12 protein-coding genes are annotated in these 16,581 nt (G+C 56.3%); 6 read left to right on the top strand and 6 right to left on the bottom strand.

Annotated elements, in window-relative coordinates; genetic code table 11:
• Positions 1-38: 38 nt before the first annotated feature.
• Complete coding sequence (gene polA / locus K3757_RS17520) at positions 39-2,831, bottom strand: DNA polymerase I (RefSeq protein WP_259997670.1); 2,793 nt, start codon at positions 2,829-2,831, stop codon at positions 39-41.
• Between the two features lie 90 nt (positions 2,832-2,921).
• Positions 2,922-3,101 carry a zinc-finger domain-containing protein gene (locus K3757_RS17515; RefSeq protein ID WP_259997668.1) on the bottom strand — a complete coding sequence of 60 codons (180 nt, stop codon included), beginning with the start codon at positions 3,099-3,101 and terminating at the stop codon, positions 2,922-2,924.
• Between the two features lie 336 nt (positions 3,102-3,437).
• Between K3757_RS17515 and gpmI the strand changes: the two genes are divergently transcribed.
• Genes gpmI through K3757_RS17500 form a run of 3 tightly spaced genes read left to right on the top strand, consistent with a single transcriptional unit; the run spans position 3,438 to position 7,418 of the window.
• A complete protein-coding gene (gene gpmI, locus K3757_RS17510) occupies positions 3,438-4,955 on the top strand; it encodes a 2,3-bisphosphoglycerate-independent phosphoglycerate mutase (protein ID WP_259997666.1) in 1,518 nt (505 codons plus the stop codon).
• Positions 4,952-6,079, top strand: coding sequence for a murein hydrolase activator EnvC (locus K3757_RS17505; protein ID WP_259997664.1), 1,128 nt, complete (start codon positions 4,952-4,954; stop codon positions 6,077-6,079). Before gpmI ends, K3757_RS17505 begins: the two co-directional genes overlap by 4 nt.
• A 4-nt stretch (positions 6,080-6,083) precedes the next feature.
• Complete coding sequence (locus K3757_RS17500) at positions 6,084-7,418, top strand: S41 family peptidase (RefSeq protein WP_259997662.1); 1,335 nt, start codon at positions 6,084-6,086, stop codon at positions 7,416-7,418.
• A 300-nt stretch (positions 7,419-7,718) separates the two neighbouring features.
• On the opposite strand, the gene K3757_RS17495 is transcribed toward K3757_RS17500, so the two are convergent.
• The 4 genes from K3757_RS17495 to ilvD all read right to left on the bottom strand — a co-directional run bounded on the left by K3757_RS17495 (position 7,719) and on the right by ilvD (position 11,393).
• Positions 7,719-8,093, bottom strand: coding sequence for a hypothetical protein (locus K3757_RS17495; protein WP_259997660.1), 375 nt, complete (start codon positions 8,091-8,093; stop codon positions 7,719-7,721).
• Between the two features lie 39 nt (positions 8,094-8,132).
• Positions 8,133-8,906, bottom strand: a complete 774-nt coding sequence (locus tag K3757_RS17490) for a DUF6478 family protein (protein ID WP_259997658.1) — start codon at positions 8,904-8,906, stop codon at positions 8,133-8,135.
• Between the two features lie 134 nt (positions 8,907-9,040).
• The gene (locus tag K3757_RS17485; protein ID WP_259997656.1) at positions 9,041-9,646 is read right to left on the bottom strand and encodes a hypothetical protein; all 606 of its coding nucleotides are present in this window, start codon (positions 9,644-9,646) and stop codon (positions 9,041-9,043) included.
• Positions 9,627-11,393, bottom strand: coding sequence for a dihydroxy-acid dehydratase (gene ilvD, locus K3757_RS17480; RefSeq protein ID WP_259997654.1), 1,767 nt, complete (start codon positions 11,391-11,393; stop codon positions 9,627-9,629). Before ilvD ends, K3757_RS17485 begins: the two co-directional genes overlap by 20 nt.
• Positions 11,394-11,537: 144 nt before the next feature.
• Between ilvD and K3757_RS17475 the strand changes: the two genes are divergently transcribed.
• Genes K3757_RS17475 through accD form a run of 3 tightly spaced genes read left to right on the top strand, consistent with a single transcriptional unit; the run spans position 11,538 to position 16,509 of the window.
• Positions 11,538-14,609, top strand: coding sequence for an ABC transporter transmembrane domain-containing protein (locus K3757_RS17475; RefSeq protein WP_259997652.1), 3,072 nt, complete (start codon positions 11,538-11,540; stop codon positions 14,607-14,609).
• Positions 14,609-15,505: a CPBP family intramembrane glutamic endopeptidase gene (locus K3757_RS17470; RefSeq protein WP_259997650.1), complete on the top strand. Its 897-nt coding sequence runs from the start codon at positions 14,609-14,611 to the stop codon at positions 15,503-15,505. The genes K3757_RS17475 and K3757_RS17470 overlap by 1 nt, the downstream gene beginning before the upstream one ends.
• 59 nt (positions 15,506-15,564) lie before the next feature.
• Entirely contained in the window at positions 15,565-16,509 is a 945-nt protein-coding gene (gene accD / locus K3757_RS17465) for an acetyl-CoA carboxylase, carboxyltransferase subunit beta (RefSeq protein WP_259997648.1), read from the top strand.
• Positions 16,510-16,581 lie beyond the last annotated feature (72 nt).

The following is a 16,581-nucleotide window of genomic DNA, read 5'->3' as shown; positions in this document are numbered from 1 at the left end:
ATTGGTGACAGATTTTCACACAACCTACGTCTGTAGCCCTAGTGCGCTTCAGCCCAGTTCGCGCCAGTGCCCGCATCCACGCTCAGCTTCACGTCCAGTTTCACGACAGGATCAGATGCGTTCTCCATCACGTCGCGTGCGACTTTGATGAGAGCATCTTCAGCACCCTTGTCCACCTCGAACAGCAATTCATCGTGGACTTGCAGCAGCATCTTGGCGGGCATCCCTTCGATTGCGGCAGGCATCCGGATCATTGCACGACGGATCACATCGGCGGCGGTGCCTTGGATCGGCGCGTTTATCGCGGCGCGGGCGGCAAAACCGGCCCGCGGGCCCTTGGAGGCGATTTCAGGAGTGTTGATCTTGCGACCAAATAGCGTTTGGACATAGCCATGCTCTTTCGCAAAGGCTTTGGTCTTGTCCATATACGTGCGGATGCCGGGGAAACGTTCAAAATAACGGTCGATAAAGCCCTGCGCTTCTGCCCGTGGAATGCGCAGATTGCGAGCAAGGCCAAAACCGGAAATGCCATAGATAACGCCAAAATTAATCGCTTTGGCCTGACGCCGGATATCGGGCGTCATTTCGTCCATTGGCACATCAAACATTTCGGAGGCGGTCATGGCATGGATATCTAGCCCGTCTTTGAATGCTTGTTTGAGTTCAGGAATATCGGCGATATGGGCCAGCAGGCGCAGCTCGATCTGGGAGTAGTCCAGCGCAACCAATACGCGGCCTTCTTCCGCCACAAATGCCTCGCGGATGCGGCGGCCTTCCTCACTGCGGATCGGGATGTTTTGCAGGTTTGGATCGGTCGAGGCGAGGCGCCCAGTGGACGCGCCTGTAATGGAATATGAGGTATGAACGCGGCCGGTATCTTTGTTGATATGGTCTTGTAACGCGTCTGTGTAGGTTGATTTGAGCTTGCTCAGTTGGCGCCAATCCAGAATTCGGCGCGGGAAATCATGTTCGGTTGCAAGGTCTTCAAGAATGTCGGCGCCGGTAGAATACTTTCCGTTCGCGCCCTTCTTTCCGCCCTCAAGGCCCATGTCTTCAAACAGGACTTCACCTACCTGAGCGGGGGAGCCTACGTTGAAACGGCGACCGACAAGCGTGTAGATTTCATCTTCGAGACCGGCCATTTTCTGTGCGAATGCGTTCGACATACGGCTCAGTGTGTCACGGTCGACCTTCACGCCGTAACGTTCCATCTGCGCCAGCACGGGAACCAGCGGACGTTCCATCGTTTCATAGACACGGGTGGTTTGATCGCGGTGCAGGGCGGGTTTGAACTGTTGCCAAAGCCGCAGAGTGATGTCCGCATCTTCGGCGGCGTAGGGCACGGCCTGATCCAGCGGTACTTTGTCAAAGGTAATGGCAGATTTGCCGGAGCCAAGCAGCGGCTTGATCGGAATAGGGGTGTGGTTGAGATAGCGCTCGGACAGCGTGTCCATACCATGACCGTGAATGCCGGCGTGCATGGCATAGCTCATCAGCATGGTGTCATCGATAGGGGCGACAGTGATGCCGATCTGTGCAAAGATTTTGGCATCATATTTCATGTTCTGACCAATCTTGAGGATGGATGGGTCCTCAAGCATCGGCGTGAGCATCTGCAGGGCTTCTTCCAGCCCCATCTGCCCCTCTGCCAGATCATCAGAGCCGAACAGGTCACCGCCGCGGTTGGCTTTGTGGATCAGCGGGATGTAGCAGGCTTCTCCGGCCTCAACGCAAAGCGAAATACCGACCAGATCGACTGTCATCTCATCCAGGCCGGTGGTTTCAGTGTCTACTGCGACATAGCCGCGTTCGTAAATTTTATCGATCCACGTCTGCAGGGCCTGCGCATCGCCAACCATCGTATAGATGGCCTGATCGAACGGAACGGTGTCGATTTGTTCGGGGGCATCGGCGCTTGGCTTTGGCTCGGGAATGGCCGGAGCTTCGATATGAAGTGCGTCGGCGATACGTTTTGTCAGCGTACGGAATTCCATCTTGGAGAGGAACTCCATCAGTTTTTCCGGGTCGGGTTCACGCACTTCGAGATCATCAAGGGTAAAGTCCAGCGGCGTCTTTTCATCCAGTTGCACCAATTGGCGTGACAGGCGAATTTGATCGGCGTTGTCGATCAGGGTTTGACGGCGCTTAGGTTGCTTGATCTCGCTCGCCCGCTCAAGCAAGGCGTCAAGATCACCATATTCGTTGATCAGCAATGCGGCGGTTTTGATGCCGATTCCTGGCGCACCGGGCACATTATCAACCGAATCGCCGGCAAGCGCCTGCACATCTACTACCCGTTCCGGAAAGACGCCGAATTTGGCGTGAACGCCGTCGCGATCGATGGTGTTGTTCTTCATCGCATCGAACATCTCTACGCCGCCGCCGACAAGCTGCATCAGGTCCTTGTCGGATGAGATGATGGTGCAACGGCCACCGGCTTCGCGGGCCTGCACGGCCAAAGTTGCGATGATGTCATCGGCCTCATACCCTTCCTTTTCTTCGCAGGCGATGTTGAAGGCGATGGTGGCTTCACGCGTCAGCGGAATCTGCGGGCGGAGGTCTTCTGGCATCGCTTCGCGATTGGCTTTGTACTGGTCGTACATCTCGTTGCGGAAGGTATGGGAGCCTTTGTCAAAGATTACGGCAACATGGGTCACGTCCCCACCTGCATTACCTTCAACATAACGTTGCAGCATATTGCAAAAGCCGGAAACCGCGCCGATCGGCAACCCGTCGGATTTCCGCGTCAGCGGAGGCAGGGCGTGATAGGCCCGAAATATAAACGCGGAGCCATCGATCAGATGGAGGTGGTGACCTTTGCCGAATGCCATGTGCGTGCGCTCCCTAAATACGGTGGCCCCTCTTTTGCCATGGCACAGTCGGCGTCACCAGAGGGGAAGCGCAAGAACTGGCGATAGAGTTCAGACTTTGCCTTCAAAGTCTTCGTGGATGAACTTGCAATCGCAATACCCACATTCCACCCAACCTTTGTCGGCGGGGATTTGCAGCCAGACGCGCGGATGGCCTAAGGCACCCTCGCCGCCGTCACAGGCCACGCGGAATGTATTTACGATGCGGGTTTCAGGTGCGTTCGCTGTCATGTCAGGCCCTTCGAGCGTGGGAGTAAGCTTTGCGTTGTTATGACCAATGCTGCGCGCGCGGGCAAGGGGGAGGAGGCGACAGGTGGTCTGCGCCAAACGGATAGATATGCAGGCGTCTCACGTTTCAGGCCGATAAATGGTTGATTTGGTCTCGATGGCCCAGAGTCTATTTGTCATGCCGATGATCAAACAGCCATCATGATCCCATAGAAAGATTAGCTTTCACTCTTGCAGATAACCACCGACAGATCAGGTCTGTCCAGAAAATGGTTCCCGTTCGGCCACGGGGTCGGTACAAGGCGCCAAGAAACTATTAGTGCCGGAGCCAGACCGCCCATGTCATCCCAAAAACCAGTTGTATTATGTATTCTTGACGGCTGGGGAATTGGCGCAAGCCCCGAGGGCAATGCCCCGCTTCTGGCTCATACGCCCAATATGGACAGGCTTATGGCGCATGGACCTGCCGCCACTCTCACGACTTTTGGCCCAGATGTTGGGCTTCCTCGGGGGCAGATGGGTAATTCCGAAGTGGGGCACACCAACATCGGAGCGGGCCGTGTCGTGGCGATGGATCTGGGACAGATTGATTTGGCAATCGAAGAGGGAAGCTTTGCCGTTCATGCCCCGATGCAAGATTTTATTGCGTCGCTTAAAGAGACCGGCGGGACAGCCCATCTGATGGGGTTGGTGTCGCAGGGCGGCGTGCATGGTCATATCTCACATATGATCGCGGCCGTGCGCGCGCTTGATGACGCAGGAGTTCCTGTTGTGATCCATGCGCTGACCGACGGCCGTGATGTGGCGCCGCAATCCGCATTGGCTGATTTGGCGCATCTGGAGGAAGTACTGCCTGCTACAGCGCGGATTGTTACGATAACAGGCCGCTATTACGCGATGGACCGCGATAACCGCTGGGAACGGGTGTCTCAGGCATATGGCGCGATTGCACAAGGGCTGGGCGCGCCCGCTGATAACGCGCGTGCAGCCGTGGAAGCATCCTATGCGGAAGACGTTTTTGACGAATTTATCAAGCCGGCGGTGATCGGTGACTATGCGGGCGCTAAGGATGGTGACGGTTTCTTCTGCCTCAATTTCCGTGCAGACCGCGCACGAGAGATTATGGCGGCCCTTGCTGCACCTGAATTTGACGGTTTCGAGCGTGGCGATGCTATCGCTTGGTCGGCCGTGATGGGTATGGCAGAATATTCTTCGCAACACGCGGATTACATGACCACGATGTATCCCAAGCCAGAGATCATCAACACGTTGGGCGCTTGGGTTGCCGCCAAGGGCCTGCGCCAGTTCCGTGTCGCGGAGACAGAGAAATATCCCCATGTCACCTTCTTTCTGAATGGCGGTGCAGAGGAACCCGAGACAGGCGAAGATCGCGCAATGCCTGCTTCGCCTAAGGTTGCAACCTATGATCTACAGCCGGAGATGTCGTGTGAGCAGGTCACAGACCAGTTCGTGAAAGCAATCGAGGCGCGCTACGACCTCATTGTCGTGAACTACGCCAATCCTGATATGGTCGGCCATACCGGCGATCTGGATGCAGCCATTGCGGCTTGCGAGGCAGTCGATGTCGGCCTTGGTCGTGCGTTGGAAGCCTTGGAAAACGTCGGCGGTGCCATGATTGTTACGGCGGATCATGGCAATTGCGAAATGATGATAGACCCAGTCACAGGTGGGCCGCACACGGCGCACACACTGAACCCCGTGCCTGTGGTGGTCGTTGGCGCGCCTGAAGGTTCACAACTGCGCGCAGGTAGGCTTGCCGATCTTGCGCCCACAGTGTTGGCGCTGATGGGGCTGGATAAGCCCGCCGAAATGACCGGAGAGAATCTGCTTTCATGATCCTGCGCGCCGCTCTTTTATCGCTTGCTCTCGCCCTGCCGGCTTTTGCACAAGGTGATGCTGCCGCGCAGGCACGGACGGCGGTCGCGCTGCTTGAGGATGCGGCAGAGCAGATGGACGCGGCAGATGGCGCACGCGACCGTGTGCGCGCGTTAACGGCGACGATCCAAGCGTTCGAGACAGGCCTTGCCGCGATGCGCACAGGATTGCGGCAGGTAGCAATCCGCGAGGCGCAGCTGAGCGCACGCTTGGCTGCACGCGATGGCGAAGTCGGGCAATTACTGGCTGTTTTGCAGGGCATGGGCGAAACGAATCCGACGGCGTTCTTGCACCCCGATGGCCCGACAGGCACTGCGCGCGCAGGTATGTTGTTGGCCGAACTAACCCCGGCATTGGACAAGCGGGCAAACCAGCTCCGCCACGACCTTGAAGATGTGCAAACGTTGCAGCTATTGCAAACTGATGCCGAGGCACGCCTGCGGACCAGTCTTACAGCTGTTCAGGCCGCACGAACGTCACTTAATCAAGCGATGGCAGAGCGCACAGATTTGCCCAAACGCTTTACCGAAGATCCCGTTTCAACCGCGATCCTCATTGCGTCGACCGAAACACTGGACGGGTTCGCTTCGGGCTTGTCGCAAATTGTTACCGATGAAAACATGAGTGTCGAAACCCCGGTGAGCATTGAGGCTCGCGTGGGTGACATTCCCTTGCCGGTACAAAGTATAGTGTTGCGGGGCATGAACGAAGCAGATGCCGCAGGTATCGTGCGCCCCGGCTTGCTGCTGGCAACCCGCCCGCGCGCCATTGTCACATCGCCAACAGCGGCAACAATCCGCTATCAGGGACCCCTGCTGGACTTTGGCAATGTGATGATCCTTGAACCGCGCGCGGATACGTTGTTCGTATTGGCCGGATTAGAGACTGTTTACGGTGAAATAGGCGAAGTGATTGCCGCAGGAACACCCATCGGATTGATGGGCGGGGCTGAGTCTGGCAGTGAATTGTCAACAGATGGTGATGGGACTGGTGCTGCCCGCTCAGAAACGCTCTATATAGAAGTCAGACAGGACAATGTCCCCCAGGATCCCGCATCCTGGTTTAGGACCGACAAGGATGGATAGATAAATGAAGAAGTTTTTGATGGCCGCCGCAGGCGGTACGGTCTTGGGGATCATTGCCACGACCCAGATTGCAGCCCCTTTGCTGGCGCAAGAAGCGGCGAAAACCAACAACGTTTACGAACAGCTTGATCTTTTCGGGGATATCTTCGAACGGATTCGTGCCCAATATGTCGAGGAAGTTGATAGCTCGGCCCTGATCGAAGCGGCGATTGACGGCATGCTGACATCGCTTGATCCGCACTCAAGCTACCTGTCGCCGAAGGATGCCGCAAAGATGCGTGAGCAGACACGCGGCGAATTTGGTGGTCTGGGCATTGAGGTCACACAGGAAGACGGCTTTGTGAAAGTTGTGTCTCCGATTGATGGTACGCCTGCTGATGAGGCCGGCATTGAAGCCGGTGATTTCATCACCCACGTAAATGGCGAAAGCCTGCTTGGTCTGGTGCTGGACGAAGCGGTCGAAATGATGCGCGGGCCTGTCGGCTCCGAAATCGTGATCACCGTTGTGCGCGAAGGTGAGACAGAACCGTTTGATGTTTCCATTACGCGCGACACAATTGAGCTGACAGTGGTCCGTTCGCGCACCGAAGGTGATAGTGTTGTGCTGCGTTTGAGCACGTTCAACGACCAGACATACCCCAAGATGGCCGAGCAACTGGCCGAGAAGGTCGAAGCGGCTGGCGGTATGGATAAGATCAACGGCTTTGTCATTGATCTGCGCAACAACCCCGGTGGCTTGCTTACACAAGCGATCAAAGTTTCCGATGCCTTCCTGAACGAGGGCGAGATCGTGAGCACCCGTGGCCGCGAAGCCTCTGACGGGGACAGGTTCAATGCCAAAATGGGTGATCTGGCTGATGGCAAACCGATTGTTGTATTGATTAACGGCGGCTCTGCTTCCGCCTCTGAAATCGTGGCAGGTGCCTTGCAGGACCACCGCCGTGCAATTGTCATCGGCACAAAAAGCTTTGGTAAGGGGTCAGTTCAGACAGTGATGCCGCTGCGCTCTGAAGGGGCGATGCGTCTGACCACTGCGCGGTATTACACGCCGTCGGGCCGTTCTATTCAATCGCTTGGCGTATCTCCTGATATCGTTGTCGCACAGCCGCCACGCGTTGCGGACGGTGACGAAGAGGAAACACCGGTCCGTCGTGGCCGTTCTGAGGCTGATCTGCGTGGCAGCCTGAACAACGACAGCCTGAGCGATGACGAGATCAAGCAGATTGAAGCAGACCGTGAGAAAGCCGAGAAAGCTGCTGAATTGCGGATTGAGGATTATCAGCTGGCCTATGCCATCGACATCCTCAAAGGCCTGACAGCGCTTGCTCCTAAAGAGTAAGACTCGGATTCATTCATTTGCCAAAGGGCCGCTCTTTCAAAGGAGCGGCCCTTTCTACGTCTTGGAGTGAAAGCGCGGGCTGCTTTCCAGCGAAAGTGACATTCCCAAGTGTGATTGAATTTGGGTCGTCTACCTTGCGCCAAAGCGGAGTGATTTCGATCCTTGGCACATTTGCGAACAGACCATGTCTGTCAAACTGATCGCGACATTTCAGGAAAAACTGAAGGTAGTTTGCGCTGCCTCACTATTTGCAGGACAGCGTGGAACAGGAGTATGACCGATTGTAAGAGGAATGTTGCGTTAGCTCGTTTCAAGGCAATGGCGGCGAAATGCGCGCTTGAGCATATCAAGCTCCGCGCGCAGCAAGTCTACTTCGACGCGCATGTCATCCCCCAGCGCCTCACCGGCAATGAGCGTTATCGATCCCAGCTGTCTGTCGGTATCGGCGTCTGCAATCAAAAGCGTCTGCATCCCGTCCGAGACGGCTTCTGGGGGGATCGGAACACGCAGGGCGTGACCTTCGTCATTTTCCAAGGGCGTTACGCTGACATCTGGCACCGCGGTGCCCTGATGCGTGACAGTGATCTTGGGATGCGTGCCTTTATCTGCGCCGGTCAGCAACCCTTCCCAAACGCCTTGACTCATTTTGGTTTTGGTCAGCAAAAGCTTGGTCATCGTATCCTCCATGGCCCGCCTGCGGACCTAAAACTGTCTTTAAATCTGGGCGCGTGGTCGCCGGGAGAACGTTAAATCTCGCAGCACAACCTGATTCATCTCGGGGCCCTCAAAGATCAGATCGATCCATGCACCTTCAATGCGTCGCTCGTTCAGGGTGGAATATGCCAGATCAAATTCAACAATGATCTGATCTTGCGAAAGATCCAGTTCGCGTACGATCTGTTCGGTATTGGGACCATTCTTGATATTGAGGCGTGCAAAGATTTCGATGTCTTTTTCCAGCTCCACAATCACGTCCATCCGGATGAGATGTGTCCTTTTCAACCCCTCGACCCCTTCCGAAGGAAGATCGACGACAAGGGAAAGGAATGAGCCATCAAACCGGAACACATCCATGCGCAGCCCGTAAGGGGCCAAATCCTGCGCGCGTAGATTGCGGAGCTGTCGCAGGGTCAGTTCGGAGAATTCGCAATCGTGGAACAAGGTGACCTCATTCCCGAGCATGGCACGGTTCTGGACCGACGAAAGACCAGGGTTCGGCAAAGGTCCGCGCCACAATTCAGGGCGCCACGCCCAATCCGCATTATGTGGCTTTGGAAAGCTGGTGGAACCTTCTAGCGGCAAGGCCAGGCGCTCATCCGCGATGTGGATCAGTTCATCTAGATGCGCCTTGAGTTGACGCGCACGATTGCGTTGCCGCCGCAGGCCCGTAAGATCCGCGGAACGCGCCATGCGCGCATTTCGCGCCCATTTGGCAACTGCCCGACTGTAGAAAGCCGCATCCAATAGGTTTCCGCCAATTTTGGCCATTATCTCTGCCCTGCTGCTCACTGCATTTTTATGGCGCATGATAGTGTCATTTGGCTGAACACCTACGCATTTGTACCAAGATGCCACGCATCGGCGGTGTCACGCAAGCGTGGTCATAGCCTTCGATGCAGTCTCTAGCCTGCCTTGGTCTTGTCGGTGGTTCGCTGGATCATTTCCTGCAAAACCTCAGCACCTTCGGCAGACACGGCCCGTCGGCCATCAGGGCCGAACAACGCGGCGCCCATGGTGAATTCGCCAACCGTAGACACAGCCCGCCAGTGCGTTGACGACAGATCATCGGCAGGAGGCGTGCCGCTTGTTCTGAAAATCACGCCGGAGGCATGCTTTTTCGCACTTTCCGGAGCAGCCAGACCGGCGGCGGCAGTGAATTCCTCTGCGGTCGGAGGCTGCTTCTGATTACCGGTGCGGGTAAGGCTGACTGTCATCAAACCGACAGGCGCACCGGACCCTCCGGTGGATGCCCCTAGCGCATCGCACCGTGCCAAAAGTGCAAAGCTTTGATTAAGGCTTTCGGGATCAATGCAATAGCCGTCTGGCGGAACCAACGTAACCTTGCCCCTCATCATCAGGGCTTGCTTTAGGGGGACCGCAGGCAGGGCAGTGTCTGCCGGCGGGGTAAGGCCCGCCAGCAGAGTGCTACCACTGTCCGCAACATCACAAGCGCCCAGCGCCCCTACAAAGCCGAGCGTGACGAGATGTTTAGAGGTCCATGTAGTCATGCCGCTCTTTCTTGGCTCCCGGGTGCGTTACAGCGCCAAGATAAGTTGGGCCTACCAGTTGTGCATATTTCCACAGCGCACCAGAGGCATAGAGGGTCTCGCGCGGGCCTTCCCACGCTGCCTTACGTTCGGCCAGCTCATCGTCTGTCAGATCGACAGATATCGACCCGGTGATTGCGTTCAACGTGATCATGTCGCCGTTCTTCAGCAGACCAATCGGACCGCCCATTGCTGCCTCCGGGCCAACATGGCCGACGCAGAAACCACGCGTCGCACCAGAGAAGCGGCCATCGGTAATAAGTGCGACCTTCTTGCCCATTCCCTGACCCGACAGTGCCGCAGTTGTGGCCAGCATTTCGCGCATGCCTGGACCGCCGCGTGGCCCTTCATTGCGGATGACAAAAACGTCGCCTTCAGAATAGGTGCGGTTCTGTACGGCTTCAAACGCGTCCTGTTCACATTCGAACACCAGCGCTGGGCCTGTAAAGACAATGTCGTCCTCGCTCATGCCGGCGATTTTCACAATCGCGCCCTCAGGTGCCAGATTGCCTTTGAGGCCAACAACGCCGCCCGTCTTGCTGATCGGGTCGGTGATCGCGTGGATCACTTTGCCGTCCGCCTCGCGCGCGATCTTGTCCAGCTCTTCGCCCATTGAATAGCCGGTCACGGTCATGCAGTCTTCGTGGATCAGACCCGCTTTGCGCAGCTCGCGCATGACGACCGGTACGCCGCCAGCTTCATAAAGGTCTTTGGCAACATAGGCGCCACCGGGCTTCATATCAACAAAGTGAGGTGTGTCGCGGAAGATGTCACAAACATCTTCAAGGAAGAATTCGATGCCAGCCTCATGTGCCATTGCTGGCAGGTGGAGGCCTGCGTTGGTCGAACCGCCTGTACAGGCAACGATGCGTGCCGCGTTTTCGAACGCCTGACGCGTGCAGATGTCGCGTGCGCGGATGTTCTTTTCAATCAGATTCATCACGGCCTTGCCGGAAGCAATGGCGTATTCATCACGGCTCTCATACGGGGCAGGCGCGCCGGACGAGTTAGGTAGCGCAAGGCCGATCGCCTCGGACACACAGGCCATTGTGTTGGCTGTGAATTGGCCGCCACATGCACCGGCAGACGGGCAGGCAACGCGTTCAAGCACATCAAGGGCCGCTTCAGACATGGTGCCGCCCTGCCAGTTACCAACCGCTTCGAACATGTCCTGAACTGTCAGGTCGCGGTCTGCAAAAGATGCTGGCACATCTGCGCCTTTGGGTGCTTTGCCCGGCAGGATTGAACCGCCGTACATGAATACCGATGGCACATTGAGACGGATCATCGCCATCATCATGCCCGGCAGTGATTTATCGCAGCCGGCCAGACCGACAAGCGCGTCATAGCAGTGGCCGCGCATGGTCAGTTCAACCGTATCGGCAATCGCTTCGCGTGACGCCAGGGAGGAGCGCATACCCTCATGACCCATGGCGATGCCGTCTGTGACGGTGATGGTGGTGAATTCACGGGGCGTGCCCTGTTCTTCTCTGACACCGATCTTGACCGATTGGGCCTGACGGTTCAGCGCGATGTTACAAGGCGCCGCCTCGTTCCAGCAGGTGGCAACACCCACCAAAGGCTGGTGGATTTCTTCCTCTGTCATGCCCATCGCGTAATAGTAGGAGCGGTGCGGCGCGCGCGCGGGCCCTTCTGTCACATGGCGGCTTGGCAGTTTGGACTTGTCGAAACGGTTGTTGGTAGACATCAGGCTGCGCTCCCTTAAGATTTGTTTGACAACGGCATAATCATGCAACGGCCCTGCTGCAAGCATTTGCATCGCCTTCATACGTTGTCTTGCGGGGGGGCAGCCCCTAGGATAGGAAAGCACTTCCCGATCGAAAGCCCGCCCATGGACAGCAGCCTGTTTGCCTTTATCTGGAAGTATTCAAAGCGAGAGCAGTTGGTATTGCTCGGTTTCACGCTCTTCACCTTTCCGTTTCTCTATGTGTCGCTGGAACTGCCCAAAAGGATCATCAACGACGCCATTGGTGCCGATGATCCAGTCATCAACCTTTATGGGTATGAGCTAAGCCAGATCCAGTTTCTGACGGGTCTATGTATTGCGTATCTGGTCGCAGTGCTTGTGCACGGGTTGCTGAAGATGCGGCTCAATACAATGAAGGGCGTCACGGCAGAGCGGCTTTTGCGGCGGTTTCGCTATAGCCTAATCTCACGGATGATGCGCTTTCCAAAGCGGTATTTCCAAGACACCTCGCAGGGTGAGCTGGTGAGCATGGTTACCTCCGAGGCGGAGCCGATGGGCGGGCTAATGGGGGATTTTATCGCCCAGCCCGTTTTTCAGGCCGGTCAGATGCTGATCATCCTGATCTTCTTGTTCCTGCAATCGTTCTGGTTCGGGTTGGCGGGGATCGCATTGATCCCGTTGCAGGCCTATGTCATCCCGATGTTGCAGCGCCAGATCAACTTGCTGAACAAGGACAGGATCAAGGAAGTACGCCTTCTTTCTGCAGAGATCGGCGAGACAGCTGCGGGCATCACGGATTTGCGGACAAATGGCGGCTGGCGATTCCGACTGGCGGGTTTTACGGACCGGTTGGGCCGTCTGTTTGATATCCGCTTCAGGATCTACCAGAAAAAATTCTTCATGAAGTTTCTGAACAACTTCATCACGCAACTGACCCCGTTCTTCTTCTATTTGGTGGGCGGTATTCTGGCGATCCGCGGCGATATTACTGTTGGTGCTCTTGTTGCTGCCCTTGCTGCCTACAAAGATCTGAGCAGCCCATGGAAAGAGCTTCTGACATATTACAACCAAACGCAGGACATGGCGCTGCGGTGGGAAGTGGTAACAGAGCGGTTCGATCCTGCAGGGATTATCGATGAGGAGCTGTTCGAAGGCGCGCCAGATGAAATTCCGCACCTGAAGGGTGACATCAAGATATCTCATGTATTTGTGCGCAGTGAGAACGGCACGCCGGTGCTGGATGATCTGACGCTTGATATTCCCAAGGGCGCGCAGGTCGCGATCAAGGTATCTTCTGTTGCCGAGCGGCGCGCATTGGCGGAGCTACTGACCCGTGAAGTCATGCCGACGCGTGGCACTGTCATCATGGGCGGCAAAAATATAGCCACGTTGCACCAGGCGGTGATTGCAGCGCGAATCGGCTATGTGCAGGCGCATCCATACCTCTTTTATGGCTCAATCGGAGACAACCTGCTGATGTCCCTTCGGACGTCGCCCAAGACGGTGTTGTGGGATCCCGATCACCGGGACCGCGAAGGCATTGAGGCGCGCCGGTCTGGCAACAGTCTTGATAGTTTGCGGGCGGATTGGCTTGATCCTGCCTTAGCGGGTCTCGACACGCGTGAGGACGTAGACGCGTGGTGGTTCGAGCTGAGCCGAGTTTTGAACACAGACGAGGGGATTATTCGCGGGATGTTGGGTACGCGTATCGACGCTGAAACCCACGCCGATCTAGCGGAGGCGATTGTAGGTTTGCGCGAAGAGGTGTTCGAGACACTCAAAGAACGCAATCTTGATCGCGCCATTTATCGTTTCGACCCTGAAAAATTCAATCCAACTATTCCGCTGGGCGGCAATCTTTTGTTCGCTGCACCACGTCGCGAAATTAGCCAGCAGGGGCTGGTCGCCGAAAAGATATTTATCGGCATGATCGCCGAGCATGGTCTTGCCGAGCAGGGTATCGCCATCTCACAGACGCTTGTCGAAACACTGCACCAGACATTCGGCATGGATGGCACCAACCACCCCTTGTTCACCGCGCTCAACATTGATGAAGAACTGTACGAGCAACTGGTCGATATCGCGAACCGCCGCCGGAGCCGGGGCGACGGCGCATTAACCGAGGAAGAGTTTGCACTGCTGCTTACGGTGCCATTCGCCTTCACCGCCGAGCAGATTGGCCCCGCCTTTCCCGAAAGCTTCAAGGAAGAAATTCTGGCTCTCCGCCGCAGTCGCGGGGCCGAACTGCGGGCAATGGCGGAAGACATGTTTGTGCCAATCACGCCGGAAAATTACCTGCCGCGGCTGACCTTGCTTGAGAACATGATCTATGGCCGTATCTCTTCCATGGCAGGGATGCAGGCCGATCTGGTGATGGATGTGGCTTCGGATGTTCTGCGGGCTCATAAGCTTCGTGCGCAAGTGGCCACAAATGTTTTCGATATTCCGACTGCAATCGGAGGCACTAATTTACCCCAGTCTATTCAGGAACGCGCGGCATTTACCCGTGCGGCCATGAAGCGGCCTGATGTATTTGTCTTTGATCAGGCACTGGCGGGTAGCGATCTGGGGCGTACCCGCGACCGTTTGCGTGATCTTATGCCCGAAACAACGCTGATCTTTCTGGATGACAACTTCAAAACTCCTGAGAGCTACGACATGTACGTGGAAATCAGCCATGGACGTATTGACGGGGCAGCAAGTAGCGAAGGCCCTGATGGAGCCGATAGCGTTTCTGACGATCTGCGGCGCAAGTTGACCCTTCTGCAGCGCAACCCGCTTTTTGGCGCGTTGGAAGCCCGTGCGCAGCGCCTTCTGGCATTTACCGCGCAGTGGTATGACGCACCCGCCGGTACTGTAATTTTCAACACAGGTGATCCTCCGGATGCGGCTTACCTCTGCCTGTCCGGCAAGGCGGAGCTTTCGTATCTGGATAAAGAGAACAATGCCCAGCATATCTCAACCGTAGAACCTGGCCGCGTAATAGGGGACCTCGCTGTCATTTTGCATGAGCCGAGACAGATGACGCTCAGAGCGCTGGAAGACGCCCGCTTTTTGCGCTTTGGCGCAGAGCAATACCGGTCTGTTATCGAGAATGACAAAGCCGTCCTGCTTAGCCTGCTCAGGACCGTTGCAGGGCATTTGACTGGCGCAGCTGAAGTGATCCGTGACGCCCGGATAGAAATACCGCGCGACAGTCAAAAGGAAGGCGACTAATGCGCTTGCTTCCCGACTATCGGGCCCACTGTATTCATACAGTTGCAGCTGCTCCGCGTGCGGAAATTTGGCGCACGGTTGCCGGAATCGTGGCAATGGTTGCCCTCTACATCCTGCTTGCATTGTTCTTTAATCAGGCATTGTCCGAACTGACACGCTATCGTCCTGCGTTTGAGGCAGAGTTGATCTCTGGCAGCACGCCCCTTGCCATGTATATTCTGTTGGTCAGCTTCGGGTTGATCACCGCCAGTGTGTTCATTGTGGTGAAGCTTTTGCACCAACGTGACATGCTGAGTGTCATTGGGCCGCTGGTCCTTGCTGTGCCACAGTTTTTTCGTGTGTTTGGAACCCTCGTTATACTGGGGCTGACGCTGATGGTGCTACCCCCGTACGGGTTCGGTGCGCCGATGGTCGCTAACATGTCAGCGGGTTTGTGGATGATGTTGCTGCCACTGTCGTTGGTGGCTGTCTTTGTGCAGATCAGCGCCGAAGAGATCTTTTTCAGGGGCTATCTACAGCAGCAGCTTGGCGCGCGCTTCCGCTCTCCTTTAGTGTGGATGGTTGTCCCATCTGTGCTGTTCGCGATCGGCCATTACCAGCCGGCAGAGGCAGGCGAAAACGCCGTCATGATCACGGTTTGGGCAGGCGTATTCGGATTGCTGATGGCAGATTTGACGGCGCGGTCAGGCTCACTTGGGCCAGCTTTGGCGGTTCATTTCTTTAACAATATTTCGGCGCTGTTGATTGCTTCGTTGCCAGACAGTTTGGGTGGGTTGGCCCTGTGGCATACACCTTTTGGGATGAATGATGTGGCTGAGGTGCGCGCTTGGATGCCGGTAGATTTCGCAATGATGTTTGTCAGCTGGCTGGCTGCACGGCTGGCCTTGCGCCGCTGATTGCAATTCCCGCGCGAGGCCCTTATTTGAAGGGAAACGTAACGTAACGAGGCGCTGTAATGAACTGGATCAACAACTACGTCCGTCCACGGATCAACTCGATCTTTTCGCGCCGCGAAACGCCGGAAAACCTTTGGACGAAATGCGATGAATGCGGCACGATGCTGTTTCACCGTGAAGTTAGTGACAATCTGAACGTCTGCACCAATTGCGGCCACCATATGCACATCTCTCCGCGCAATCGTTTTGCGGCGCTGTTTGATGGCGGTATCTTCAACGAAGTGAAGGTGCCTGCACCAACTGTTGATCCGCTCCAGTTCCGTGACCAGAAGAAATACCCAGACCGCTTGCGCGCAGCGCAAAAGCAGACCGAAGAGGCCGAGGCGATGCTGGTCGCGTCCGGTGAGATCGGGCGCACGCCGATCGTCGCTTGCGCACAGGATTTCAGCTTTATGGCTGGGTCCATGGGCATGTATGTCGGCAACGCAATCATCGCTGCTGCCGAAGAAGCGGTGAAACTGAAACGGCCGCTGATCCTTTTCTCGGCCGCGGGTGGCGCGCGCATGCAAGAAGGCATTTTGAGCTTGATGCAAATGCCGCGCACAACTGTCGCGGTGCAAATGCTAAAGGAAGCGGACCTGCCTTATATCGTTGTACTGACGCATCCGACCACGGGCGGTGTCACAGCAAGCTACGCGATGTTGGGTGACGTCCACATCGCCGAACCGAACGCGCTTATCTGTTTTGCGGGTCCCCGCGTGATCGAACAGACCATCCGCGAAAAGCTGCCCGAGGGCTTTCAGCGCGCCGAATATTTGCTGGAGCATGGTATGCTTGACCGCGTAACACCGCGTCCGCAAATGCGTGATGAACTGATCACAATTACGCGTATGTTGATGGGCATGCCCCCTGCCGTGCGTGGTGATCTGCCTGCGCCTGCCGAAGTTCCCCACGAATTGTCGCCAGTCGAGACGGAAGAAAAGACCGCGAAGCCTTCAAAGTAATTTCGGGGTTGGCCGTAAGCAAAAGGATGGGGTGATGTCTCGTTCGTCAGTGACGCGATCTAGTCTTTGCTC

This window comes from Sulfitobacter sp. S223 (assembly GCF_025143825.1).
Classification (GTDB): Bacteria; Pseudomonadota; Alphaproteobacteria; order Rhodobacterales; family Rhodobacteraceae; genus Sulfitobacter.
Note: the sequence above shows the minus strand (reverse complement) of the source record. Positions and strands in the feature narration are given on the sequence as shown.